Origin of the sequence: Rhodopseudomonas sp. AAP120 (assembly GCF_001295845.1) — a bacterium.
In the GTDB taxonomy this organism is placed as follows: Bacteria; Pseudomonadota; Alphaproteobacteria; order Rhizobiales; family Xanthobacteraceae; genus Rhodopseudomonas.
In genome coordinates this window covers 66,023-92,144 of the sequence record NZ_LJIC01000068.1, presented here as the reverse complement: position 1 = coordinate 92,144, position 26,122 = coordinate 66,023, and the positions used below count along the sequence as shown (strand labels likewise).

Here is a 26,122-nt window from a genome sequence, read left to right as displayed (position 1 = left end):
AAACAGCAGGAAATGCTTTGTTGCAGTGCGATGACAATCGACCCGCCCATGGCGCGTCATCGGCGCGCATGCGACGATTGACTTGCGTCAAGCCGACCGCGAGCAGGCCGTGTCACTCTGCAACTATGGCTAGGCTCCTGGTATACCGATGTCCGCAAAGCGGTCTGATGACTCAGACCTGGCTCGCCGATGAAGCGGCGAGCGGGGACCGGTTGACCTATGAGCCGGTGTTCTGTCTCGCTTGTTCGCAGCAGCATTTCATCTGCACCGAAACCGGCCGCGCCCTCGGCGATCGGGTCGAGGCGACGACCGTAACCCACGGTCCGGCATTTCCGCCCGAGCACGGCAGAGGCTATGGCGGTCGCGGCGTAGCGCAGGCGCAGCCCGAATCATTCGGCCGCGCGCCCGTCGCGGCGACAGGCGATCGCGCCAAGGCTTGCTGACTCCAACCCCAGCTATTGCACGGCGGCGGGGCGATCGCGCTTGCCGACCGTCGTCGACTTTCGTTTTTGATCGGAGTTGGCAGCCGCCGTCTGCGAGTGCTGCGTTGAAGGCGCGCCGACGCGGTTGGCGGCAGTTGCCGGCTTACTGCCCGGACGGAGTCCGCAGGCCGTGCCAGGCGTCGCGCACCTGGTGGTAATGAACCTCGGGCAGGTAGTCCGGCGTGTTGAGGCCGAGGGTCTTAACGTCGAGGCGGCCGATCGCGCTGAGCAGCGTATAGGAGGCGATCACGCGATCGCGCTGGGCGCCGATCAGGCGGGCGCGCGCGAGGATCAAGTCCTGCTGCGAGTTGAGCACGTCGACCGTCGTGCGCTGACCGCCCTGGGCTTCGCGGCTGACACCCTTCAGGGCGATCTCGGCGGCACGTACTTCGGATTCCGACGCGCTGACCGCGATTTTGGCGCCTTCATTGCTGACCCAGGCGGCGATCGCCGCGGTCCGCGACTGGTTGCGCACCTGATCCAGCACCAGCCGGCTCTGCGCGGCGAGTTCTTTCGATTGCCGCGTCTGCGCGGCGGCGAGACCGCCGTCATAAATCGGCGCCGCGATCTGGCCGACGATGGAGGCTTGGTCCGTGCCGGCGCTGCCGAGCGTTTGGTCGGATGCGCGGCTGCGGCTGGCGCTGCCCTGAACGGTGACGGTCGGCAGCAGCGCGCCTTCGGCAACCTTGATGGTGGTGGTGGCCACGTCGACGTCGAAGCCCGCTGCGAGCACGGCCGGATTGCCCTGCATCGCCAGCGACATCGCGTCCTCGCGGCTGCGCGGCAGCAGTCGGTCGACCGGCGAGGCGGGACCGAGCCGGGACGGCGCATTGCCGATAACCTGCGCGTATGTGGCTTCGCTGACGGCGAGGTTGACCTCGGCGGCGTTGAGGTCGGCGCGGCCGCGGCTGAGGCGCGCCTCCGCCTGCGCGGTGTCGGTCGGCGTGACGTCGCCGGCGTTCAGCCGTTTGTTGGTGATGTCCAGCGTCTGGCTGAGAAAGTCGACGTTGGCTTTCTGCGCCGCGACCAGCGCCTGGTTGGCCAGCACGTTGGTGTAAGCGGTGACCGCATCCAGCAGCACGCCCTGACCGACATTGCGCAGCGCCTCGCGTCCGGACTTCACCTGAAGTTCGGCGACTCGCACGCTGTTGGCGGTGCGGAAGCCGTTGAACAAGGTTTGCGTCACCGTGACGCCGATCGTCCAGGGCTTGAGCGTCGCGGTCTGGATGGTGTTATCGGGCAGCAGGTTACGGATCGCCTGCATGCCGGCGCCGAGGCTGGCGATGATCTGCGGCCGGTAGCCGGAGAGTGCCGATGGTACGTTCTCATCGGTCGCGCGTTGGCGGGCGCGCTCTGCGTTCAACTGCGGATTGGTCTGATAGGCTTTTGCCAGCGCTTCGGTCAGGTTCTCGGCCGATGCCGGAGTGATCAGCAGCAGGGCGATGGCCGACGCGGCATAGAAGCTTCGCCGCGCAACGCGCAGGCAGCTTTCAACACCGTTGATATGGGCGTTCTTGTTCATCCGTCCCGCTGCGATCTGCAACATCCGCCCCCGCCGATGCCTTGCATCTTTAGAACGCGGTGCCGCGAGAGGCAAACCGTCCGGCGGGATCTGTGGATGTTTGCCGTGGGCACTGTGGTGCCTTGGCAACGCTGCGACGATCCGGCGCGCATCGGGATGCGGCGATCGTCAGGCGACCGCCGCATCTGTCAGCTTGCGGTCAGCGGTTCTTGATGTTCGGCTTACGCTTGTCGATGAACGCCGCCATGCCTTCGGAGCGGTCTTCCAGGGCGAAGGTCGCATGAAACAGGTCGCGCTCGACCGCCAGGCCTTCGGCCAGCGTGCTCTCCAGCGCACGATTGACGGCGTTCTTCGCCATCGCTGCGGCCGGCCGCGACATCGACGCGATCTTCTCGGCAGCCGCCAGCGCCTCTTCCATCAGTTTATCGGCAGGGACGATGCGGCTGACCAGACCGGCGCGCTCGGCTTCCTGCGCGTCCATCATCCGTCCGGTGAGGCACAGATCCATCGCCTTGGCCTTGCCGATTGCACGCGTCAGTCGCTGCGTACCACCAATGCCCGGAATGGTGCCGAGGGTGATTTCCGGCTGGCCGAACTTCGCCGTGTCGGCCGCGATGATGAAGTCGGCCATCATCGCCAGTTCGCAGCCGCCGCCGAGCGCGTAGCCGGCGACCGCCGCAATGGTCGGCTTGCGGCAGCGCGCCAGCCGGTCGCCACCGATCGCGGTGAAATCCTCGTTGAACATGTCGATGAAGCTTTTGGGCTGCATCTCCTTGATGTCGGCGCCGGCGGCGAACGCCTTCTCGCTGCCGGTGATCAGGATGCATCCGATCGCCTCGTCGGCCTCGAGATCCTCGACCGCAGCGCCGATTTCGCCGAACACGCCGAACGACAGTGCGTTCAGCATTTTCGGGCGGTTGAGCTTGATGATGCCGACGGCGTTCTGGCGCTCGACGATGATGAATTCAAAAGTGCTCATGATGCATTCCCGTTGAAAGCCGGTCGCGGCCGCGGGCAATCTGCCCGCTGGCGCGAGGCGCTTCAAGGGGAGGGGGCGGATCTCAGGCCATGAACATCCGGGCGGCCGAGGCCAGCGTCAGAAGCCCGCCGGCGGCGATGAAGATCTTGCCGATCAGCGACGCCTTGTCCCAGGCGCCGTCATTGGCGGTGGCCGACGAAACGGTCGCAGACGAGCCCTGTGTGGTGCCGGCCGTCGCCGGCTGGGGCGTCGCGGTGGCGGCCATCGTCACCGGGGCTGCAGGTTCGGCTGCCCGATCGAGTTCGTTCACCTCATCAGGCGCCACCACCGCGGCGGGCTGTGCGGCGGGATCAGCGCCGTTCGGCGCCGGCGCGGCGGCAGCCGGACTAGGCGCAGCGCCGTCCGCGGCCGCGACCTGTGGGAACTGGGCGTTGGCATTGGCGACGGATGCGGGCAGGGCGGCGGAGGCCGGAACCGGTGTTTCGGCGCTGGCCTGGGCGTCCGGGGCCGGCGAAATCCCGGAATTGTCCGCCGCCGTGCTGGGCTTGCTGTCGGCTTTTGAGTTCTCGGCGGTGGGTTTGGCGGGCTTGGCCGGCGCAGCCTTCTTCTTCACGCGCTTGGCGTGGCTCCGGGCCACTTTTTTCTTGGCGACGGGAGCTGCACTGTCTTGGGACGCGCTCTCCTGCGTGGCGCCATCGGGCGGCGCGGCGGCTGCCTGCGTCGGGTGCAGTGGTCCGTAAAGACAGGCCAAAAGTCCGGCCGCGACGATCAATGCCGAGCGGCCGCTGACCACGCTCTTCATGGCAATCTCCCCAGGTTTGCCAGCCCCAGCGTCACAATGACCCTGCGGCAATGGCGTCAGCGGGGCCAAACCGTGAGGAATCGTCGCCGGCCGGCGGCAATATTTTGGCAATCTGTGTGGCGGCCTGCCTCATTTGGCCGCTGCGAATCCGCTGCCGCCTCCAGCCCCCGACCGCGCAAAGGCTTCGCTCCAGCGCAGACTGTTCGCCGCATCGGCCCCGCCCGCCGCGTGCTCTGCGTTTCCACGCGAGCCTTCGGTCGCTGCTTTCGATTGCGAATGAAATTGACTCGCTTCTCGGCTGTGCTAGCAGAGCAGTGGGGGTACTACGGTGGGCCAGTTTGCACGGAAGCGCAGAGTAGCATTGGGAGCCGCGTGGGCGGCGACCTACGCGCTCGTGCTCAACGTGCTGCTCGCCAGCGCGCTGCTCGCAGCCCAATCGCCCGCACAACTACTCGCCGGCCATGAGTTCTGTCGGGCGAGCGAGGATGCGGCGACACCTGTGGATCCGGGCAAGGCCAAGCCCGCCGCGATACATTGTCCGCTATGCATCGGCCATCATGTCAGCGCCGCACCGCCGCCGGTCGCACCTGCGGTCGCGATCCGTCTCGCCTTCGGTGTGGCCTATGATCCGCCACGCCCCGAAACCTTCGTCGCGCTTACTCAGGCGCGCGATCATCAACCGCGCGGGCCTCCGGTCCTGAGCTGACGATTCGCGCCGTCACGGGCGCACACACCTCTCGTCATTTCAGATTCCGGAGTAAGTCCATGTCGTCCGCAACTCTGCGGCTGCGCCGGCTCGTGCTGTTGCACGCCGCTGCGCTCGTCACCACGTCACTCGTCACGTTTCCTGCCGCCGCCCAGAGCCGGCAGGACCTGCCGCCCGTCACCATCCAGGCGCCCGATCAGGCCCGTCTGGCGGCGCCGCGACCGCAGCGACGCAGCGCCGTGCGCAGCACGCGGGCGGTGCGGAGCGCACAGTCTCCGTCCCAGCCCGCTCCGCCCGCCGAGGTCGCGCCCGCAGCGGCGCGAGGGCCGACGCTTACCGTCCTCACGGTGCAGCAGGCGCTGGCCGATATCCAGCAGACGCCCGGCGGTGTCGCGCTGGTGCCGGCCAACGCCTATCGCAACTCCACCGTGGCCAACACCATCAAGGATATTCTCGACTACGTGCCCGGCGTGTTCGCACAGCCGAAATGGGGCGACGACACGCGGCTGTCGATTCGCGGCTCCGGCCTGTCGCGCAACTTCCATCTGCGCGGCGTGCAGCTCTATATGGACGGCATTCCGATCAACACCGCCGACGGCTACGGCGATTTCCAGGAGATCGACCCCACCGCCTACAACTACGTCGCGGTGTACAAGGGCGCCAATGCGCTGCAGTTCGGCGCCAATTCGCTCGGCGGCGCGATCAATTTCGTCACCAAGACCGGACGCGATCCGTTTCCGAACGGCGTCAGCGTCGATGCCGGCGCATTCGGTTATCGCCGGCTGCAGGCCAATGCGGGCGGCGTCAATGGCGCCTGGGATGGTTACGTCACCGCCTCAACCCAGGCTGCGACCGGCTTCCGCGATCACAGCGACGGCGAGGCCCATCGGCTCAGCGCCAATATCGGCTACCAGATCACGCCGGACATCGAAACGCGGTTCTATCTCAACGCCAACCATGTGCGGCAGCGGATTCCCGGCACCGTCACCAAGGATATCGCGCTGAATTCACCGCAAACTGCGGCGCCGAACAACGTCACGCTCGATCAGCAGCGCAACATCGACACGGTGCGGCTCGCCAACAAGACCACGATCCGCTTCGACAATACGGTGGTGGATTTCGGCGCGTTCGGCGTCGACCGCCACCTGATGCACCCGATCTTCCAATGGCTGGACTATCGCTATCAGGACTACGGCGGCTTCGCGAAGGTCACCGATGACCGCGAGATCGGCGGCTATCGCAATCGACTTGTCGCCGGCGTCAACATTCTGAACGGCCGGCTCGACAACAAGCAGTATGTCAATGTCGCCGGGCAGAAGGGGGCGCTTGCATCTTCGTCGCTCGACAAGTCGAGCAACACGACCTTTTACATCGAGGACTCGTTCTACTTCTTGCGGAATGTCGCGCTCGTCGCGGGCACGCAATTCCTGCACGCGACGCGCGACCGCCGCGATCGCTTCCTGTCCGACGGCGATCAGTCCGGGTCGACGGAGTTCAACCTGTGGAGCCCGAAGGGCGGGCTGCTGTGGCAGATCGATCCGGCCTGGCAGGCCTTCGCCAATATTTCGCGGAGCGCAGAGGTGCCGAGTTTCGGCGAAAGCTCGTCGGGGCCTGGCATCCCGTTCATCCCCTTCACCAGCATCCGGCCGCAGCGCGCCACCACTTACGAGATCGGCACCCGCGGCGTCCGGCCTGACCTGACCTGGGAGCTGACCGGCTACCGCGCCGAGATCAAGGACGAACTGCTGTGCCTGTACAGCGCATTCGGCAATTGCAACGTCACCAACGCCGACCGCACCGTGCACCAGGGCATCGAGGCCGGGCTCGGCGTCGCGTTGTTCAAAAATCTGTTCGAGCGCGGCCCGACCGCGGATCGGCTGTGGCTCAACATGGCCTACACGCTGAACGATTTCCGTTTCGACAATGACGCCAAGTTCGGAACCAACCTCTTGCCGGGTGCGCCGCGGCACTATCTGCGCGCCGAACTGCTCTACAAGAATCCGAACGGCTTCTACGCCGGGCCGAACGTCGAGTGGGTGCCGCAGGCCTACTACGTCGACAGCGCCAACACGCTGCAGACAGAACCCTACGCGCTGCTCGGTCTCAAGGCCGGCATCGACAGTGGCGGGCCGTATTCGATCTACATCGAAGGCCGCAACCTGCTGAACAAGGCCTACATCGCCTCGGCCAGCATCATCGACAAGGCCAACGCCAACTCGCCGCTGTTCGAACCGGGCACTGGTCGTGCGGTCTATGCCGGAATGAAGGTGCGGTGGTGATGTTGCGTTCAATGTTGTGGTTGTCATTGTCGTTCCGCCGCGCCCTGTTGTCCTCGGCGGCGATCGTCGTCTCCACCGCGCCGTTCGGCTCGTATGCGCTGGCGCAGAGCCGGCCGAACGATCCGCTGCCGCCGGTGACGGTTCAGGCGCCCGACCAGGCGCCGCGTTCTGCGGCTCGGCCAAAGCCGCGCGCTGCGTCGAGCGGCGGCCGTGCAGTGCGTGCGACCAGTCGCGGCGTTGGTGCGGCGCAACCCGCCGCAAGCGCGCAACCGCAAGCGGCGGGCGGGGTGGCGAGTCTGACCGTGCCGACCACGGAGCAGGCGCGGCAGGACATTCAGCGGACGCCCGGCGCGGTCGCACTCGTCCCCGACACCGCGTTCAAGAACTCGCCGGCCAACTCGATCAAGGACGCGCTCGGCTGGGTGCCGGGCGTGCTGATCCAGCAACGCTGGGGGCCGGACGCGCGGATCTCGATCCGCGGCTCGGGCCTGTCGCGCGCTTACGGCAACCGCGGCATCAACCCATTGATGGACGGCATCCCGATCAGCACGGCGGATGGCCTGTTCGATCTGTTCGAGATAGATCCGACCGCCTATCGCTACATCGAAGTCTATAAAGGCGCGAACGCGCTGCGCTACGGCGCCAATTCGCTCGGCGGTGCGATCAATTTTGTGATGCCGACCGGACGCAACGCGCCGGAGTTCGAAGCGCGTGTCGACGGCGGCAGCTTCGGCTATCTGAAGTCTGCCACCAGCGTCGGCGGCGTCGCCGGTCCGTTCGACTGGTACATGACGATGTCGGCGCAACGCGAAGACGGCTACCGCGAGCACAGCAAGACCGACTCGGAACGCCTCAATGCCAACTTTGGTTATCAATTCTCACCCGACGCCGAGACACGCTTCTATCTCAACGTCGGGCGGTGGCGCTCGGAAATTCCCGGCGAAGTGACGAAGGATGCGGCGCTCAATTCGCCGCGCGCCGCGAATCCCGTCTGGGTGGAGCAGGACCAGCAGCGCAACATCGACTCGGTGCGCGTTGCCAACAAGACAACGCTGCGATTCGACGAGACCACCGTGGATTTCGGCGCCTTCGCGCTCGAGCGCCACGTGATGCATCCGATCTATCAGTGGCTCGATTTTCACGTCCACGACTACGGCGGATTCGCCCGCGCCACCGACGACCGGCTCATCGGCGGCTTCCGCAATCGCCTGATCACCGGCGTCAACCTCCAGAACGGCACGATCGATATCAATCAGTATTGGAACGTCGGCGCCGCCACCAAGGGGCCGCTCGCGGCGTCTTACTTGTGGAAGTCGCAGAACGTTTCCGCCTATGGCGAGAACTCGTTCTTCTTCCTGCCGAGCGTCGCCCTGGTGACCGGGGCCCAATTCCTGCACGCCGTGCGCGACCAGCAGGACCACTATCTTGCCAACGGCGACCAGTCCGGGCGGCGCGCCTACAACCCGTTCAGTCCGAAGATCGGCCTGTTGTGGGACGTCGATCCGAGCTGGCAGGTGTACGGCAACATCTCGCGCAGCGCCGAGGTGCCGACTTACGACGTCACCACGTTCGCCTCGCCGGCGAGCACGGACATCAACGCGCAAACCGCCACCACCTATGAGATCGGCACCCGCGGCCGGCGACCGGATCTCACCTGGGATGTCTCGCTTTATCGCGCCGACATCCGCAACGAGCTGCAATGTCTGACCAACCCGTCGACGCCGGGGGCCTGCACCATCCGCAACGCCGACCGCACCGTGCATCAGGGTGTCGAGGCCGGACTCGGTGTCGCGTTCCTGAAGTCGACCTTCGCGCAGGAGGACCGGTTCTGGTTCAATGTCGCTTACACCTACAGCAACTTCCGGTTCGACGGCGACGCGACCTGGAGAAATAATCGGTTGCCGGCGGTGCCGGCGCACTGGGTCCGGGCCGAGGTGCTGTACAAGCATGCGAACGGCTTCTACGCCGGCCCCAATGTCGAGTGGATGCCGCAGGCGTTCTTTGCCGATAACGCCAATACGCTCACGGTCGATCCCTATGCGCTGCTGAACTTCAAGCTCGGTTATGATCGCGGCACCGGCTGGTCCGGATACATCGAGGGCCGTAATCTACTCGACAAGCGCTACATCTCGACCGCGATCGCGGTGGAAACGGCCACCGCCGCATCGGCGCTGTTCAATCCGGGGATGGGGCGAGCCGTTTACGCCGGCCTGCGGACGCGGTGGTGAGGCGACGCGGCTGACATACGCCGGCCGCTCAGGCGGCCGGCGGCTTGGCGACGGCGCTGGATTGCTGCATCTGGTGGAAACGCAGGACCTGCTGGGCGGTCGAGACGCGCAGGCGTTCGTAAGTGAAACGGCATTCGTCGAGATCGGCGGAGGTCGTGCCGGTCAGCTCGTCACGCATCCGGATGATCGCTTTCACGGTCGGCCATGTCAGCTTGCAGACCTTGGCGAGGATCAGCAGACCTTCATCGCGGGATTCGACCATCAGCGCTTCGGCGGTCTCCACCGACGTGCCGGCGAGGCAGGCGATCGCCTGATTGATCTCATCGAATTTCCGCTCGTTGGCGAAGGTGCAAACCTGTTCCTCGTTGATGCGGCCGTCCTCGTAGAGCGCGCGCACCAACCCGTGGGCGATGTTGGTCTGCAGGCTGATCGTTGCCGGCGCGGAGCGCGCCAGCCGGGTCGCCTGCTTCACCGCGCTCGTCACTTCGGCGGCGACGTCGGGATTGGCGGCCTTGAGCTTCGCCCGCACCGATGCGGAGGCCAGCGCGATCATCCTGAGATATTGCGCGCGCGGGATGGCGCGGCGGCTCAGCTCGGCAGCGAGACCACCGTCCAGCTCGGCGCGCTTGACCAGGATCGAATAACCGTTGTCGGAGAATTCCGCACCCGGGTTGCGCACGGTGCTCTGCACCACGTGCTCGTTGCCCAGTTCGACCAGCACATCGGTGACGGCGCCGCTGAGCGAGCGCCGCGTCGAGATCGCCATCATATGGTTCTGCCCCTTGCTGCGGGCATTGGCGATCAGCGTGGCGTCGTCGAGCTGATCGGATTGCGACAGGACCGGCGCGGCGATCTCGATCATGTCCTCGAAAGCGAGGTGATGGATGATCCGGGGCGGCGCCTTCACCGGCGCCAGGCGCTGCGCCAGCAGCACCTTGGCGTTGCTCTCGATGTTCTCGACCAGGCAGTTGAAGACGTCGTCGAACAGGGCGATCTGATCGTCGCAATAGTCGACTTCGCCGTCGAGGTAGAGATCGGTGACCCGGCGCAGGGTCTCCACCCGTCGCGCGACGGTGCCGTGCATCAGGGTGGCCTGCAGCTCATCGAGAAGGTTGGCGGCGGAGAGTGCCGGTTTCGAACTCATCATCCATCCTGGCGTAGCGGCGGTCTGATTCTTCAGATCGCGAAGATGCGGTTACGTCCCATTTCTTTGGCGGTGTAGAGCGCACTGTCGGCGCGGGTGAGGACAGTATCCGCAGAGTCGGCCGTCGCGGTCGTCGCGATGCCGGCCGACAACGTCACTTTCATCCCCGGCGAGAACGCCGTCCAATCCAGCTCCGCGACGATCTCGCGCAGCCGCTCCAGCATTCCCTCGGCATCGGCGCGGGTGGTGTTGGGCAGCAGCAGCAGGAATTCTTCGCCGCCATAGCGGCCGAACCGGTCGAAGCTGCGGATGTTGGCGAAGATGGTGATCGCGAACGTGCGCAGCACTTCGTCACCAATCGGATGACCGAAGCCGTCGTTGATGCGCTTGAACCAGTCGAGGTCGATCAGCGCCAGCGACAGCGGCGTTGCGCTGCGTTCGGCGCGATCGATCTCTTCATTGAGCATCCGCATGATGCAGCGACGGTTGAACGTGCCGGTGAGCTCGTCCAGCTCGGCGAGCTCTTCGATCCGCTGATAGGCCTCGCGCAGCTCGGCGCCGCGCCGGTACAGCGACTGCCGCAGTTTGCTGGAGTACATCCCGATGAAGATGCAGCGGCCGATGGTCAGCACCAGCACCAGCCAGGTGGCGATGCGCTCGAGCAACGATCCGTGCGGCATCGCCAACGGACTGTCGGTGAACAGGAACAGCCCGGCCAGCGCGACGGTCATCGCGGCCCAGCACAGCAGGCTTTGGCCAGGGGTGGCGCGCAACGATGCCATGCTGAAGATGATGAACAGCGATCCCATGAACAGAAAGGCCACTTGCGGCATCCAGAAGCTGAAGCCGATCACTAGCGCCATGTTGACCGCGACGGTCGGCACGACGAGGTAGTGGTCCTTGAAGCGGTCGTGGAAGCCGGTCTCCGACAATAGGATGTTGCCGCCCGTCACGACCATCGCGCTGGCGAAATAGGCCGGTACGTTGCCGAAAGAGATCGTGCCCGCATAAGCGTAGATGAGCAGCAGGGCGGTATCGATCAGATAGCTGACCGCGATCAGATCAAACATCTGTCGCCGCTGCTTCATCCGCTTGGCACGCACCGCGAGCGTCTTGGCGGAATCCGCCGACGCTGCTGGGATGCCCGGGATTGCGGCAGTTGAGGTCATCGCTCGCTTCGACGCGTGTGAGTTGAGGGAACTTACGGGGAAAGCCTTTAGGTTTCGTATCCTTGCGAGCCGGGGGAGTTCTTGAGGAGGTCCATATGTCTCTGCAACAAAAGGATAATTCGATTTTGGGTATGATGGGGCGGCTTGCCGCAGGGGAGCGCATGCTCAGTATTGTGGATAGGCCGCGCAATCGGCGAGCCAAATTGATAAAGATCCGACCGGAGAGGGCGTGGACGAGTCGGCTGCCGGAATCCGGCCGCATCGTGCTCAGCTCAATCCCTGGCGTAGGTGCGCACACTGTGTGCTCGACCTCACGGAAGCAATGTGGCAGTCGGCTCCGATGATAAATTTGCCTTTGGTTGTCGAACCTTCTGCGGGTTGCAACCGACTTATTGTGCGGGACGGCCAGTGATCACCAAGCAGGCGACCGCAGACGAGGTTTTGATCGCCAGGATCGCCCAGGGCGACCGCGGGGCGATGCAGGTCCTCTACGGCAGGCACCACGTTCGGGTCTATCGCTTCGGGCTGAGGCTGGTGAGGAACGAACAGATCGCCGAAGATCTTATCAGCGAGGTCTTTCTCGACGTCTGGCGTCAGGCGGGGAAGTTCGAGGGGCGGTCATCTGTCTCAACCTGGCTGCTGGCGATCACGCGGTTCAAGGCGCTGTCCGCGCTGCGACGCCGCAAGGATGCAGAGCTGGACGACGAAGCAGCCGCTGCGATCGAGGATCCTTCCGACGATCCGGAGGTGACGATCCAGAAGAAGGACACCGGCGATGTGTTGCGGAAGTGCCTCGAAGGGCTTTCGGCCGACCATCGGGAGATCGTCGATCTCGTCTACTACCATGAGAAGTCGGTGGAAGAGGTCGCCCATATCGTCGGCATTCCGGAGAATACCGTGAAGACCCGACTGTTTTACGCGCGCAAGAAATTGGCCGATCTGCTCCAGGCAGCCGGCGTGCAGCGAGGCTGGCCATGATGGCGATGAGCAAATCGATGCTTGAGCATCAGGAGCCGGGCGACATCGAGGCGCTGCTGCCCTGGTACGCCGCCGGCACGCTGAACGCCCGCGATACGCATCGCGTCGCCGAAGCGTTGGAGCGCGATCCAGAACTCGCCAAGCAATACGCTGCGGTGCTCGAGGAATATGCGGCCACCATCGATCTGAACGAGAGCCTCGGCGCGCCGTCGTCGAAAGCGATGCAGAAGCTGTTCGCGGCGATCGATGCGGAGCCTGAACGTTCGGGGCAGGCCGGCTTTGCGTTGCCAGGACCGGGCCTTGGCGCCCGTTTTGCCGGGTTCGTGAAGGGCCTTTCGCCCAAGGCGCTGACCTGGTCGGCCTCGGTGGCCAGCGCGGCGCTGGTGCTGCAGGCGGGGTTGATCGGTGCGATGCTGGTCTGGACGCCGGGCGGCATGCTCGAAACCGAGACCTATCAGCCGCAGGCCGACCGCGCTCCGATGTCGCGCGCGGAGCCGGAGCGTTTGCCGGCACCCGCCGCTCCGTCGCCTTCGACCGCGCCCCCGGCCGTCAATTCGCCACCTGCAGCTGGCGCGCCACCTGCCGCGACGATGCAGCGTGCCGCGCCGCTCACGCGCAGCCTCGGGAGCGAGCTCGCCCCGCGCCTGTTCGTGCGCTTTGTGCCGGATGCCCGCGTCTCGGAAATCACCGCACTGCTCGAGGCTTATCAGGCTTCCGTGGTCGACAGCAGCAAGGGGGGCGTCTTCCGCTTGCAGTTCGGCGGCGGCGGCAAGTCGCAGCAGGATCAGGCGCGGCTGATCGCCCGGCTGGAAAAAGATCCGATCGTTGCGGCGGTTCTGCCGGCGCCCTGATCCAAGGGCGCTGCTTGCTCCGACATCGCTCGCGATCTGGAGAAGGATCGGCCGCATCGGCAATGTGCCGATGGAGCCGCTCCGTCCCAGTCAATGCCGCGTCACCCACTTCAGAAAAATTCGCAACGCGTTGAACGTTTGGCGTTGTCCAATCGACCAATCGGTGTGGGAGCGCAAAGCCCCAACGAGGCTGTATTCGGCGCGAGCGCCCATCCACCCCAGCGCCAATATGGCTTGTGACCCGCCCGGCTGTCCCCCCGGGCGGGTCCTTTCTTTTTGGGCCTTCCCGATTGGCCTCAGCGGCCGACCACCTGCGGCGACAAGCTCCCGATCGTCCTGCCGAAGCGCTGCTCCTCACTTCGTGGCAATACGGGGGCACCGCCGGCTGGACATGGTAAATTTTTGTTAACAAACTGATTCATATGCTTGCATCGATTCGTAGGTAAGCGTCGCGTTCGTTTCCCCCTTTGGCGGATTGATCATGGAAGTCACCGACGCGATGCGTGGTCGTGCGATTGTCGAGCGCTGGTGCGTGCTCGCCGAGCAGCGGCTGGAATATCTGACCGAACTGTTCGAAAGCGGCCGCTGGCGGCGTTTCTTCAACGAGGTCGCCTTTCTGGAGAACATCCAGGAGGCCAAGGCGGCGGTCGAAACCTGGCGCGATCTGCTGTATCGCGAGGCGACCATCGACAATCATCCGGTCGACCTGTCATGGCTCGGTCATAATAAGACTCTCGCGCCGCGGCCGATCTTCTATCTCAGCGACGAGACGGCCACCGAGCCGGTTCGAACGCTCAGCATTCCGCTGCCGCCCGCCCCGGAGCCGGCCCGGATGTACAGCCTGACCCTGCCGGCCGATCCCGCGCCGGCGGCGGGTGTCCCCGCCCTGCCGGTCGCCGAAGCGGAGACGCCGCATCTCAGCATCGTGCCGCCTGCCGATCCGGAAGAGGCTATCGATCCGCAATTTCTCGATGCGATCGAGCCGGAGCAGTCGCCGGCCTGGCAGACAGCACTCGACTTCGGCGTCCTGGCGGAGCGCTACCCATTGCTGCGCAAGGCCGGTTGATCGGGCTGCTGCCTCACTTCGACAAGAAATCGAGCACCAGCTCCCGATAGCGGCCGGGCGCTTCCAGGAACACCAGGTGGCCCGTGTCGGGGAGTACCTCGGCGCGTCCGTTCGGCATCTCGGCCGCGAGCTTCCGCGCCAGATCGGCATTCTGCCCCATTTTGGCGCGGAGCGGCTCCGGGGCGTTCGGCTTGCCCGGAGCGTTGTGATCGTCGGCCCCCATGATGAACAGCGTGGGCCGCGTGATCAGCGGAATCTCGTGCGCCACCGGCTCGCGATAGAGCATCTGCGCCGACGCCACAAAGGCGCGCAGCCAGCGCGGATAATCGGGACTACCCTTGATGTTGAAGCGGGCGTCGATGAACGGGGTGACCTGATCGGGCGGCAGCTTGAGCGCGTAGTTGGTCTCGAGCTGCTTGCGATAGCCGTCAGCGGTGAGCTTGTCTTCGTTCGCGATGATCTTTTCGGTCGGGGTCGGCGGCACATAGAGCCGGTAGTCTTCGAGCCCGATCGGCGCGGTCAGGACGAGGTGATCGACCCGGTCCGGATAGGCGCGGGCGATCCGTATGCCGAGCATGCCGCCGAGCGAATGAGCGACGATGTCGGCCTTGGTGATGCCGAGCGTGTCGAGTAGTGCCATCGTATTGCGCGCCAGATCGTCGAAATGCAGATCACCCGAAGGCTTCGACGATTTGCCGAAGCCGATCTGGTCCGGCACCACCACCCGATAGCCCGCCTCGCTCAGCATCTTGATCACCGGTGCCCAATAGCTCGACGGAAAATTGCGGCCGTGCAGCAGCACGACGGCGCGGCCGTTCGGCTGCGCCGCCGCGACATCCATATAGGCCATGGTGAGTTGCTCGCCGCCGGAGACGACGCCGAATGTCTGCACCGGATACGGATAGGGATAGCCTTCGAGGTTGATCCCATAGGGCTCGCGCGGCGCAGGATCCGCAATGGCGAGAGATGGGGCAGCAACGACAGCGGCGGTGAGCAGGATCTTCAGCAGGTGAGGCATCGGCTTCCATCCACGGGAGGAGATCTCGACTACGACGCATCAGCGCGCACGTCGTTCCGGAGAACGATGCGGCATCACGGCGAATGCCACATGCTGAGCTAGACTTTGGACGAAGACAAGGCGGTGCTGTGGCGCCGCGCGCGCGTCGCGCGAGCGTATTCGATACGTGCAGAAATCCCGATGAGACAATGCGTTGCTGCTTCGGTTTGACCAAGATCAACCGCCGGCATCCGCTTAGTCTGCCGATTGCGTCTCGTATTTGATCGGTTGTGCGTTTCGCCTCTTTAAACTTTCCAAATGATTTCCGGTGCATCTCTTCCGGGCGAACACCGCTGTTCGCCCACAAGCATTCACATCACGTCAGGGAGATCCGCCGCCACGATCACAACTGCGTCGCGCGGATCGAGCCTGCGCGCTCCGAAAGCACACAGCCGGGCCGCATTATGCGCTCGCAGTGAAAGCCAGATCATGACACGCACAGCCAGACCGACTGCCGCTCCATCGTCGTCAAGCGTCTTCGCCGTCTTCACCAATCGCAAGATCGGTACCAAGATCGCGATCGGCTTCGCCGCCATTCAGGTGCTGATGGCGATTCTCGCCGTGATGAACTACACGAGCTTCGGAACGCTCGGCGCCGCTTTCACATCGTTCGGGCAGCGCGTCGAGGTCGTCGATCTCGCTCACGATATCGACGGTGGCTTCGTCGCGCTACGCAACGTCGTGCGTGAGTACGGCCTCACCGGTGACGAGCCACTGGTGGCGGAGGCGACGCAGCGCAGCCAGAAGCTCGTCGCCAGTATCGCGCAGGGCGCCCGGCAGATCCAGAATCCCGAGATCCACGCATTGCTTACCGATATCGAGCAGCAATTCGGCCTCTATGGCGACAAGTTCGCCGAAGTGGTCAAGCTGCGCCGGGACCAGAACCGCATCACGCTGGACGTGCTGGGACCGGTCGGGCAGCGCCTGATGGCGAAGTTCGAGCAACTGCAGAGCGCGACGATGACGGGCGATGGGGACGGACGTAACGCGCTGCTGGTCGGGCAGGGTTTGAAGAGCTTTATGATGCTGCGGCTCGCCGCTAGCAAGATGCTCGGCATCCGCCTCGAGAAGGATTCGCTGACGACCGCCGAGAAGTCGCTCGCCGACCTCAAGACGGCATTGTCGGCATTGAAGACGTCGGTCGACACCGTTTCGGAGCAAAAGCAGATCGCCGCGATCGAAGCCGATCTGGCGGCTTATGCCGACGGCTTCCGGCAGGCCGGGGCAGACGTCGCCGGCATCGAGACGAAGATCGGCGAGATGAGCAAGGTGGCCGAGACGCTGGCGGTCGCGACCGGGCGCATCAGCCGGATCGGCGTCGCCGAGCAGCAGCAGATCGGCAGGGAAACCCAGGCGCAGGTGTTCGATACCAGGTCGCAGACGCTGATCATCACCATTTCGGCGCAGCTTCTCGGCATCGTGCTGGCATGGCTGATCGGCCGCGCGGTGTCGCGACCGATCGTGCAGATCTCCGACACGATGCGTGAACTGGCTTCGGGCAATCTCGACGTCGAAGTCGCTGGCTCGGGCCGGCGCGACGAGATCGGCCTGATGGCCTGCACGGTCGAAGTGTTCAAGTCCAATGCGCTCGACGTCAAGCGGCTCAAGGACGAGCAGGAAGAAGCCGAGCGTCGCGTCGCCGAACAGCACAAGGCCGAGATGCGGCAACTGGCCGATGATTTCGAAGGCGCGGTCGGCGAAATCATCCACACCGTCTCGGCCGCTTCGACCGAGCTGGAGACGTCGGCCGGCACGCTGACGTCGACGGCGGACCGCTCGCAGGAACTGGCGACCTCCGTTGCAGCGGCCTCGGAGCAGGCCTCTGCCAATGTGCAGTCGGTCGCCTCCGCCACCGAGCAGATGGCGTCGTCGATCTCGGAGATCAGCCGACAGGTGCAAGAGGCGGCGCGGATCGCCGGCGAAGCCGTAGATCAGGCGCGCAGGACAAACACGCGCATCGGTCAGCTCTCCGACGCCGCCAACCGCATCGGCGACGTGGTCGACCTGATCAACACCATCGCCGGACAGACTAATCTGCTGGCGCTCAACGCGACGATCGAAGCGGCGCGCGCCGGTGATGCCGGCCGCGGCTTCGCCGTGGTGGCGCAGGAGGTCAAGGCGCTCGCCGAGCAGACCGCCAAGGCCACCGGTGAGATCAGTCAGCAGATCGGCGGCATGCAGTCCGCGACGCAGGACTCGGTCGGCGCGATCCGCGAAATCGGCGGCACGATCGAGCGGATGTCGGAGATCGCCTCGACCATCGCCTCCGCGGTGGAAGAGCAGGGCGCTGCAACGCAGGAGATCTCCCGCAATGTGCAGCAGGCCGCGCGCGGCACCCAGCAGGTGTCGTCGAACATCGTCGACGTGCAGCGCGGCGCCAGCGAGACCGGCTCGGCGTCTTCGCAAGTGCTCGCGGCGGCGCAGTTGCTGTCGCGCGACAGCACGCGCTTGCGGCAGGAAGTCGGGCGGTTCGTCGACACGGTGCGCGCGGCGTAACAACTGCGGCAAAGATGAGAGGACGCCGGGGCGACGCTTGCCCCGGCGATCCCACCGAAGCGGCCCCGTCGTTGCCGGCTTTGCTGGCAGGCGCATGTGCAACGACAAAGAACCCAATCCCCCTGTTGCGCCCTGCGGGTGAGTTTGCCATTTTGCGGTTGCATGGAGATGCCGCTGCAATCTCGATCGTCCGATGTTGTCGGATTGAATGAACTGGGAGGACGAGTGATTCAACTCGTGCCCGGCGAGCGGCTGACCGTCACCGGCATCGGCAGCGACGAGATCCGGCAAGCCCTGACAACCGTCGAGACAGAGCGCCCCGCGTTGATTTTGCCGCATCGCGGGCACAGTGCCGAAGCCATCCTGCGGCACCTCATCGATGATCTTGCTTCGTTGGCTCTCTCCTTCTGGCCGCGGTGGTACGGCCACAACTGCGTCACGGCGGATGGCGTTCATGTCTTTCCTGCAGGCCAAACCGACATTTCGGCGCCCTGGTTTCGTGCTGCGGCCAGACGCGCTGCCGCAGGACATCGGCCGTTGTTCAGGCGAACTGCCAGATCGATCGAGTTCACGCAGTTGATGCGGGCGATCGGCCCACAGGATCTGATATTGGTCGCGTCGGTCGATCCGGTCGATGCGCTCCGGGCCGCGCCGACCATCCAGGTTCTGGAATGGTGCGCTAGCCAAGGCGCCTCGGTAGTGGCGGTGTTCTCGAGCAGGCCGCCCGCTGTACCGCCGTTCGAGCGCGTGCTGTATGGCGTCGTGGAGGTCGTCCCGGCCGCCGATCCCCTGCTGATGCGGTTCATCGCACCGCGCGGGCGAGCCCACCACGGCAGTGCCATCGAGCGGCGCGTCGAGAGCGCCTTGCAGCAGGACCGCGAACTGGGACCACTGTTCGCCTGTAACCAAACCGTCGTCCTCGGCGGATATGGCAGTCCGCGGGTCGATCTATTGTGGCGCGAAGGGCGTGTCGTGGTCGAGCTCGACGGCCCCGAGCACCAAGGAGATCCAAACTTCGCCAATGATCGTCACCGCGACTACGAGTTGCTGGTCGCCGGCTATCTCGTGCTGCGGATCACCAATCATCAGGTCAACACCGATTTGCAGGCTGCCATCGAGAAGATCAGAACGGTGGTGCGCTTCCGGCAATCAACGATGAACATGCGGTAGCGAACATGACTCCGAAACAGACTTTGATCATGTGGTGTCTGCTCGGCCGCAAGGGCCAGGCGATGCAAGGCGAGATCGTCCCGAAAGTCGAGAAGAAGGACCGTGAGGCTTTGGTGGCTGAACGGCTGATCTCCAGCGCCAGAATCGGACGAGCGATCGGTCTCAAGCTGGAGGACAAGGGCTGGGACTGGGCCGGTCGGCATCTCGGAGACGAGTTGCCGAAGAACTATCAGGTGCTGCAGCAATGGTTGGGGTTACTACAACAAAATCTCGACAAGAGCGGAGAGACGCTCGCCGATTTTATCGGGCCGGCGCGAGACTGGCCGCCGGCCGGCGCGACGAAGGAGAAGTCGTCGCCGAGCAAGAAAGCTCCGGCTGGCCCCCGACCGCGAAGGCCGAAGAAGGCCGAAGATGCCGTTTTTCACAAGCAAGCGGCATCGTCTACGCCCGAGCAAGTGCGGGCACGGATAGAACAGGCGTATTTGACAATCACCAACGGACGCAGGGGCGAGCCCGTCGCCTTAGGTAAACTCCGCGCCGAATTGTCAGATCTCGACCGCGCGACGGTCGATGCCGCATTGCTGCGGATCCACAGGACCGAACGCGGGGCAGGGTTCGGACGCAACGATGATCCCAAGGACATTTCAACTGATGAATCCCGCGCTGCTTTTAGCGCGGGTGGCGATCCTTATCACTTTATCTGGCTTCAAGCATGACTCGAGCACTGCAGGCATTGCGCGTCGTCGACTTCAATTGGGTTCGCTCTCTCGACAGCATCTGGATCGACGATGGCACGACCGGCAACGTCGGTCCGAACGGCGATGTCATCGAGCAGGTCCTGCAAGAGTTTCTGCAGGAGACGCTGGGCTCTTCGTCGCACGGCCGCGGTGTCGCGCTGACCGGGCATGCAGGCATCGGCAAGACGCACTTCGTCGGCCAGCTTCGCCGCCAGGTGTGGGAGAACGGCGGTTGGTTCGTGTTGCTCGAAGTGATGGGATTGACGGATTTCTGGCGCAACGCCGCGCTGAGCTACATCACCTCGTTGCTGCAGCCGATGCCGGACGGGCGCCGCCAGCTCGAAGCCGTTCTGGCGGGCGTGGCGAGGCGCTTCAAGGTCGAGAAGGAGGTCGAGACCGCCTTCAGCATCCCGAATATCGAGGCGCGCAAGATTGTCGATGTTCTGGTCAAGGGCCTGATGCGGCACGACATGCCGAACACGCTGAAGCACCAGGACGTGTTTCGTGCGATGTGCCTGCTGCGTTCCAACGACATCGACAGTGCGGGCCTCGCGCATGCCTGGCTGCAAGGCTACGACGCCGACGAACAGGCCCGCGCGGCGCTCGGTTTCTTGAAGCCGCCGCCGCCGCCAGTCGATCTGGTGCGGGGCATGTCGTGGATCATGAGTATCGCCGGGCCAACGATGGTGGCGATCGATCAGATCGACGGCGTCGTCAATCCGAGCATCGTCAGCGCACGCGTCGACGATGATACGCTCAATCCCGGCCTGGGCGAAGCCCTGGCGGCTGGATTGCTCGAGCTCTACGACGTCGGCTATCGCACGATGACGGTCGTGACGTGCCTGATCAACTCCTGGCAAGCTTTGCAGAAGACGGGGTTGACGCCTTTCGCGCAGCGCTATCGCGAACCGCGCAACCTGCGCGAAATGAAGGACCCGGCCGACATCCGAAGTCTGATCGTAAGCCGGCTTGCGCCGGCTTACGACTCGCTGAACTTCACGCCGCCTTATCCGAGCTGGCCTTTCACCGACAAGGCGATCGAGGCGGCAGTCGGCGTGATTACCACGCCGCGGACCATCCTGATGCGCTGCGACGCCGTCCGCCGCCGCTGGATCGAAGCCGGCGAAGTGACCGAATGCGATCAGTTGAGCGAGGTCGTCGCTCGGACCGATGGAGCAGACCGGCGAAACGGGTTGGCGCAGGACTTTCAGCAGCTCGCCGCAGCCGCCGATGTAGGTGACCTGATCGTTGCCGATGACGACGGCAAGCTGGCCGGCCTGCTACGCGAAGTTTTCGAACTCTATGCCCGCGAATTCGAGCCCGATGAAACGATCGACCTGGAGAGCCGCGGCGATCCGGCGCAACGGGTGCCGCCGTTGCACGGCCGGCTGACGTTCACGTATCACGCCGAGAACGATCGCGAGCGGCACTTCTGCTTTCGTGCGCTCGAACACACCCACGCGATCTCGTTCCAGGCGCGACTGCGCGCGGCGCTCACCGCGTCCGGCATCAACGCCAAGATTGCCGACCGCCATCTGGTGCTGGTGCGGCGGAGTCCGATTCCGGGCGGCGCCAAGACCAGGCAGCTGTTCGACCTGTTCGAGAAGTCCGGCGGCATCGTGATCGATCCCGATGAGGCGGATCTGCGCGTGTTCGTGGCGCTGCGGCAGATGAGCCAGCAGGCCGCGGCCGATGGCCGGAGCGCCGAATTCGAGTCTTGGCTGCGCGCCGACAAGCCGCTGTTTGCGACGCAATTCTTCAAGAAAGCGGGCTTGAGCCCGCCGCCCGCGACGCCGACGCTGGCGAGCTCGCATTACAGTGCGGCACCGGCCGAGCCGGAAAAGGTCGCAGCGCCGTCAGCGCCGCGGCCCGAGGCTGCATCGCCTTCCGCACCGACCGTACGAGATCCCGCGCCGGCGCCGTCGCGTCCGTCCGCGACCGCTGCACCGGCATCGACGGGCTCGGAGTCGATCCCGGTGGGCCGACGCATTGCGGTCGGCGGTGAACCCGTTGCCGTGCCGCTGCGCTTGCTGTCACGGCACACCGCAATCATCGCCGGCTCCGGCTCGGGCAAGACGGTGCTGTTGCGGCGGATTGTCGAGGAAGCGGCGCTGGCCGGAATTCCGGCGATCGTGATCGATCCCAACAATGATCTGTCGCGACTGGGCGACCCATGGCCGGCGCGGCCGGAGTCCTTCACCCAGGAGGATGATGTCAAGGCCAAGCGCTACGCCGACACGGTGGAGGTGGTGGTGTGGACGCCGGGGGTGCACGGCGGAAATCCGCTGTTCCTGCCGGTGATGCCGGATTTCGCCGGCCTGAGCACTGACAAGGACGAGCGCCACCAAGCAACAGAAATGGCGGCGGAAACGCTCGGCCCACTCGCCGGCGCGAAGAGCGCGTTGCAAAAGGGCGTGCTCGCCGAGACGCTGCGCCACTTCGCGGTCAATGGGGGTGGTGAACTGCAAGACTTCATCGCCTTGCTGAGCGAGTTGCCGGACGGACTGAGCCCGATCGGCAATGCCGCCAAACTCGCGGCGGGAATGGCCGATCAACTCCATGCCGCTGTCGCCACCAATCCGTTGCTGCGTGCCGACGGCCCCGTGCTCGATCCGAAGCTGCTTTTCTTCGGAAAGGATCCGTCCCGCGTTCGGCTATCCGTGATCAATTTGTCAGGCCTGGCGACAGACGCGGCGCGCGAAGACTTCGTCAACCGGCTGCAGATGGCGTTGTTCAGCTGGATCAAGCAGCATCCCTCAAAGACTGGTTTGCTATACGTCATCGACGAGGCACAGACCTTTCTGCCGTCGCAGAAGCCAGCGCTCAGTCTCGGCAGCGGCATCAAACTGGTCGCGCAGGCGCGCAAATACGGGCTCGGCATGATCGTCGCGACCCAGGTGCCGCGCGGCATCCACAATCAGATCGTGTCGAACTGCACCACACAATTCATCGGCAAGCAGAGCGCGCCGGCGACCATCGCAGCCGCCCAGGACATCATCGTGGCCAGTGGCGGGAGGGCCGACGATATCGGCAAGTTGAAGGCAGGTGAGTTCTATTTCACGACTGAAGGATCCGGCAAACCCGGCAAGGTCCGGACACCGATCTGCCTCAGCTATCATCCGGCCAATCCACCAACTCCGGACGAGGTCATTGCGCTTGCGAGACGGACGAGCGCGATCGAATAGGTGGCCACCGCGAGCGGCCCCCTCGGTTTAGGCGCCTGCGCTCGGCAGAACGTGGTCAGGCAGTCGGCGAGACTTGGAGTGTGGGCCAAGCCGAGGTGCGCTGGCGCGTTGCGGAGCTCGCGTCGTGTGTCAAGACAGGATGTTTCCTGATAGCAGGGTGCATTGCGGTAGCTGTTGTCATGTGATTACCCTTGTGCGGGATTGGGCAGGGGATTGGCTTTGACGTCGGCACCGCACCGCGCGATGCACGGATCGGCTTCAGTCGCACATAGCTGCGATGGAGATCGATCGGCGTCGGCTGTCCGACGCACCAGTGCCGCACGCCTGGCGACGAGCTGGGCGGTCGCCTTCGCTCTGCTGTTTCAGATCGTGGCGATGGCCGTGTCGCCGGTCGCGCCGGCGGGGTCGCTCAATTCCCTGATCGGCGCGGCGATCTGTCATTCCGCCGATGAAGGCGCAGGGTCGGGCGAACCGCAGGATCGCCTCGTCGTGCACTTCAAGTGCATCGCCTGCGTCCTGGCATGTAGTGCGCCGCCGCCGTCAATTGATGCGGCAGCAGCGGTGCAGTTCGCCTGGGCGCGCTATCGTCCCGGCTGGCCGCTCGCGGCGGTTCTGTCCAAAGGCGCTTCGACCTCCTCCCATTTCGCGCGCGGTCCTCCGGCCACAGCGTAACTGCGTCGCATGCCGACCGTGCCTCTGCCGGTCGCACGCATCCGCCGTTCCGCTGTCGTTATGCTGATCCGCCGCGTTGCGCGGTCAGCGATCGACGTTCTTTGCCCGCGCGGTGACGCCGGGCGTCTCGTTCGCGAGTCCCGTCATGAAATCTCTTCGTCTTCCCACCCCTCGAATGTGCTTGCTGCTGACCACATCGCTGCTGACGCTGCCGCTCGGCCTTGCAGCCGTCGCCGCAACTTCGTTCGTATCGACGCCGGCCGCCGCACAATCCGGCAGCAACCTCGGCACCATCGTGGTCGATGCGCCGAAGCCGCGGCCCAAACCGCGCGTGCGCCGCGCTACGCCGCAGCCGACCACCGAACAACGCGTCGCTGTCCCCTCCGCCGCACAAGCGCCGGCGCCGGACCGCCTGGCCGCACCGGCCGCCACGAACATTCCTGGCAGCGCCGCGGTCGCGCGGAGTCTGGGCAGCAGTGATGCCGCGTCTCTCGTCACCGAGATTCCGGGCGGCGCGGTGTGGGGAGCTGGCGGCGTGTCGAGCTTGCCGGCGCTTAATGGCTTCGGTGCGGACCGCGTCCAGGTCGCGATCAACAGCATGCTGATCAGCCCGGCTTGTCCGAACGAGATGAATCCGCCGCTGTCCTTCGTCAATCCGCAGATGATCGCCAATATGCGCGCCTATCTGGGCGTCGCGCCGGTCAGCGCCGGCGGCGACTACATCGGCGGCAAGATCGACGTCACGACCGCGCCGCCGGCGTTCGCCGCAGGGCCGGGGCTGCTGACCACGGCGACCGTGTCGGGCTTCTATCGCAGCAACGGCAATGCTTACGGCGTCGATGCCTCCGCGAGCGTCGCCGACCACGACACCAATGTCAGCTACGCAGGAGGCTGGGTGCGCTCCGGCAACTACAAGGCCGGCAACGGCATGACGGTGAAATCGACGCTGTATGAAGTACAAAACCACGCATTGAGCGTGTCGAAGCGCGATGCCGGAAACCTGTTCACGCTGCAGGTCGGCGGCCAGTTCATCCCGTATCAGGGATATGTCAATCAATACATGGACATGGTCTACAATCAGTCGGCCTTCGTCAACGGCCGTTATGAGGGCCTGTTTGATTGGGGCAAACTCGAGGCAGCGGGGTTCTATCACCACGTCCGGCACACCATGGGCTTCATCGCGCCCGACAAGGTGAGTAACATGCCGATGGACACCCGCGGCACCGATGTCGGGTATAATGTTAAGGCGAGCGTGATCGCCTCCGAGCACGACCTGATCCGCATTGGCAACGAGGCGCATCGCTACCAACTCGACGACTGGTGGGATCCGGTCCCTGGCTCGGGGATGATGATGTCGCCGAACACCTTCATCAACATCAACGACGGCCGCCGCACCCGGCTCGGCACCTTCGTCGAGTGGGAGAGGCACTGGACTCGCGAGTGGACGACGCTGATCGGGCTGCGCAACGATGTGGTGTGGTCGAACACCGGCAATGTCCAGGGCTACAGCGCGATGATGTACGGTGCCGACGCGGCGCTCTTCAACGGCCGCGACCACGCCCGCACCGACGTCAATGTCGACGGTTCGGCGCTGATCCGCTACGCGCCCAATCCGATCAGTCAGTTCGAACTCGGCTTTGCGCGCAAAACCCGCTCGCCGAATCTGTACGAGCGCTACGCCTGGTCGAATTCGGCGATGGCGATGAAGATGATCGGCTGGTTCGGCGACGGCAACGGCTATGTGGGCAATCTCGACCTCGTGCCCGAGAAAGCCCACACGGTCAGCTTCACCGCCGGCTGGCACGACCCCGCGCAGAAATTGTGGGAGATCAGGGTCACGCCGTATTACAGCTACGTGCAGGACTACATCGACGTCGACCGCTGCTTCATCGGCGGCAACTCGTCGTGCTCGGCGGCCAATCTGACCCGCACCAACGGCTTCGTGTTCCTGCAGTTCGCCAATCACGACGCCGAGATGTACGGCGTCAATCTCGATGGCCGGCTGACGGCCTGGGACAACGCCGCCTACGGCCGCGGTGTGCTGCGCGGGCAGCTCGCTTATGTTCGCGGCCAGCGCACCGACGGCGTCAATCTGTATCACGTCATGCCGATCAACGCGAAGATCGCGCTCGACCACGAGCTCGGCGGCTGGGTCAGCAGTGCCGAGGTGCAACTTGTCGGCGCCAAGACGCAGGTCAGTCAGGTCCACAACGAACTGACGACGCCGGCCTATGCGCTGCTCAACCTGCGCACCGGCTATCGCTGGCAGAACGTGCGGCTCGACGTCGGCATCGATAACGTGTTCGACAAGTTCTACACCCTGCCGCTCGGCGGCGCAGATCTCGTCGACTATCGCACCGTCTCGATGATGGGGGCATCGCCGAGCTGGGGCTATGCGGTGCCCGGCATGGGTCGGTCGTTCAACACGAGGCTAACGGTCTCGTTCTGAGCGAAACGTCTTTCGGCGTGCCTTCTCTCGACCGAGAAGGCACGCCGAGGCGCGGTGCGGTATCCGCACATGATATGCACTGCTATCAATGGTAGCTACGCTGACATCTCCAGGCATTCGAGCGCCGCTATGGTAGGAACGGGCAAAGAG

At 64.7% G+C, this 26,122-nt stretch carries 19 protein-coding genes; 13 read left to right on the top strand and 6 right to left on the bottom strand.

The window, feature by feature from the left end:
- The first annotated feature begins 167 nt into the window (after positions 1-167).
- Positions 168-443 (top strand): hypothetical protein, encoded by a 276-nt coding sequence (locus IP86_RS12220; protein ID WP_245290604.1) that lies wholly within the window; start codon positions 168-170, stop codon positions 441-443.
- A gap of 142 nt (positions 444-585) precedes the next feature.
- Here the strand turns inward: IP86_RS12220 and IP86_RS12215 are convergent, their stop codons facing one another.
- The 3 genes from IP86_RS12215 to IP86_RS12205 all read right to left on the bottom strand — a co-directional run bounded on the left by IP86_RS12215 (position 586) and on the right by IP86_RS12205 (position 3,785).
- The gene (locus tag IP86_RS12215) at positions 586-2,028 is read right to left on the bottom strand and encodes a TolC family outer membrane protein (RefSeq protein ID WP_245290603.1); all 1,443 of its coding nucleotides are present in this window, start codon (positions 2,026-2,028) and stop codon (positions 586-588) included.
- Positions 2,029-2,203: 175 nt separating this feature from the next.
- Entirely contained in the window at positions 2,204-2,983 is a 780-nt protein-coding gene (locus IP86_RS12210) for an enoyl-CoA hydratase (RefSeq protein WP_054162811.1), read from the bottom strand.
- 82 nt (positions 2,984-3,065) lie between these two features.
- On the bottom strand, positions 3,066-3,785 hold the full coding sequence (locus IP86_RS12205; RefSeq protein ID WP_054162790.1) for a hypothetical protein: 720 nt from the start codon (positions 3,783-3,785) through the stop codon (positions 3,066-3,068).
- 328 nt (positions 3,786-4,113) lie between these two features.
- On the opposite strand from IP86_RS12205, the gene IP86_RS12200 reads away from it, so the two are divergent.
- The 3 genes from IP86_RS12200 to IP86_RS12190 are packed head-to-tail and all read left to right on the top strand — an operon-like array spanning position 4,114 to position 8,998.
- The gene (locus IP86_RS12200; protein ID WP_054162789.1) at positions 4,114-4,491 is read left to right on the top strand and encodes a DUF2946 family protein; all 378 of its coding nucleotides are present in this window, start codon (positions 4,114-4,116) and stop codon (positions 4,489-4,491) included.
- A gap of 59 nt (positions 4,492-4,550) precedes the next feature.
- Positions 4,551-6,770: a TonB-dependent receptor family protein gene (locus tag IP86_RS12195; RefSeq protein ID WP_054162788.1), complete on the top strand. Its 2,220-nt coding sequence runs from the start codon at positions 4,551-4,553 to the stop codon at positions 6,768-6,770.
- Positions 6,771-6,781: 11 nt separating this feature from the next.
- Positions 6,782-8,998 (top strand): TonB-dependent receptor family protein, encoded by a 2,217-nt coding sequence (locus IP86_RS12190; protein WP_197279776.1) that lies wholly within the window; start codon positions 6,782-6,784, stop codon positions 8,996-8,998.
- 28 nt (positions 8,999-9,026) lie between these two features.
- On the opposite strand, the gene IP86_RS12185 is transcribed toward IP86_RS12190, so the two are convergent.
- Together IP86_RS12185 and IP86_RS12180 are read right to left on the bottom strand one after the other, a co-directional pair.
- Positions 9,027-10,142, bottom strand: coding sequence for a DUF2336 domain-containing protein (locus IP86_RS12185; RefSeq protein ID WP_054162809.1), 1,116 nt, complete (start codon positions 10,140-10,142; stop codon positions 9,027-9,029).
- A gap of 32 nt (positions 10,143-10,174) precedes the next feature.
- The gene (locus IP86_RS12180) at positions 10,175-11,311 is read right to left on the bottom strand and encodes a GGDEF domain-containing protein (RefSeq protein WP_054162787.1); all 1,137 of its coding nucleotides are present in this window, start codon (positions 11,309-11,311) and stop codon (positions 10,175-10,177) included.
- A gap of 408 nt (positions 11,312-11,719) precedes the next feature.
- Here IP86_RS12180 and IP86_RS12175 point away from each other — a divergent pair, with 408 nt between their 5' ends.
- The 3 genes from IP86_RS12175 (at position 11,720) to IP86_RS12165 (ending at position 14,206) form a co-directional block, all read left to right on the top strand.
- Complete coding sequence (locus IP86_RS12175) at positions 11,720-12,289, top strand: sigma-70 family RNA polymerase sigma factor (RefSeq protein ID WP_054162786.1); 570 nt, start codon at positions 11,720-11,722, stop codon at positions 12,287-12,289.
- Complete coding sequence (locus IP86_RS12170) at positions 12,286-13,140, top strand: hypothetical protein (protein ID WP_054162785.1); 855 nt, start codon at positions 12,286-12,288, stop codon at positions 13,138-13,140. The genes IP86_RS12175 and IP86_RS12170 overlap by 4 nt, the downstream gene beginning before the upstream one ends.
- Positions 13,141-13,621: 481 nt before the next feature.
- Positions 13,622-14,206 (top strand): TIGR03809 family protein, encoded by a 585-nt coding sequence (locus tag IP86_RS12165; RefSeq protein WP_054162784.1) that lies wholly within the window; start codon positions 13,622-13,624, stop codon positions 14,204-14,206.
- A gap of 13 nt (positions 14,207-14,219) precedes the next feature.
- On the opposite strand, the gene IP86_RS12160 is transcribed toward IP86_RS12165, so the two are convergent.
- Entirely contained in the window at positions 14,220-15,224 is a 1,005-nt protein-coding gene (locus IP86_RS12160; RefSeq protein ID WP_054162783.1) for an alpha/beta fold hydrolase, read from the bottom strand.
- Positions 15,225-15,692: 468 nt separating this feature from the next.
- On the opposite strand from IP86_RS12160, the gene IP86_RS12155 reads away from it, so the two are divergent.
- From IP86_RS12155 to IP86_RS12130, 6 genes are all read left to right on the top strand, one after another.
- Positions 15,693-17,759 (top strand): HAMP domain-containing methyl-accepting chemotaxis protein, encoded by a 2,067-nt coding sequence (locus tag IP86_RS12155; RefSeq protein ID WP_054162782.1) that lies wholly within the window; start codon positions 15,693-15,695, stop codon positions 17,757-17,759.
- A gap of 162 nt (positions 17,760-17,921) precedes the next feature.
- Positions 17,922-18,929, top strand: coding sequence for an endonuclease domain-containing protein (locus IP86_RS12150; protein ID WP_054162781.1), 1,008 nt, complete (start codon positions 17,922-17,924; stop codon positions 18,927-18,929).
- Between the two features lie 5 nt (positions 18,930-18,934).
- Positions 18,935-19,645 (top strand): hypothetical protein, encoded by a 711-nt coding sequence (locus tag IP86_RS12145; protein ID WP_054162780.1) that lies wholly within the window; start codon positions 18,935-18,937, stop codon positions 19,643-19,645.
- A complete protein-coding gene (locus IP86_RS12140) occupies positions 19,642-22,851 on the top strand; it encodes a helicase HerA domain-containing protein (protein ID WP_054162779.1) in 3,210 nt (1,069 codons plus the stop codon). The genes IP86_RS12145 and IP86_RS12140 overlap by 4 nt, the downstream gene beginning before the upstream one ends.
- Before the next feature lie 324 nt (positions 22,852-23,175).
- Positions 23,176-23,523, top strand: a complete 348-nt coding sequence (locus tag IP86_RS12135) for a DUF2946 family protein (RefSeq protein ID WP_054162808.1) — start codon at positions 23,176-23,178, stop codon at positions 23,521-23,523.
- Positions 23,524-23,698: 175 nt separating this feature from the next.
- On the top strand, positions 23,699-25,972 hold the full coding sequence (locus tag IP86_RS12130; protein ID WP_502693999.1) for a TonB-dependent receptor: 2,274 nt from the start codon (positions 23,699-23,701) through the stop codon (positions 25,970-25,972).
- The last annotated feature ends 150 nt before the right edge of the window (positions 25,973-26,122 follow it).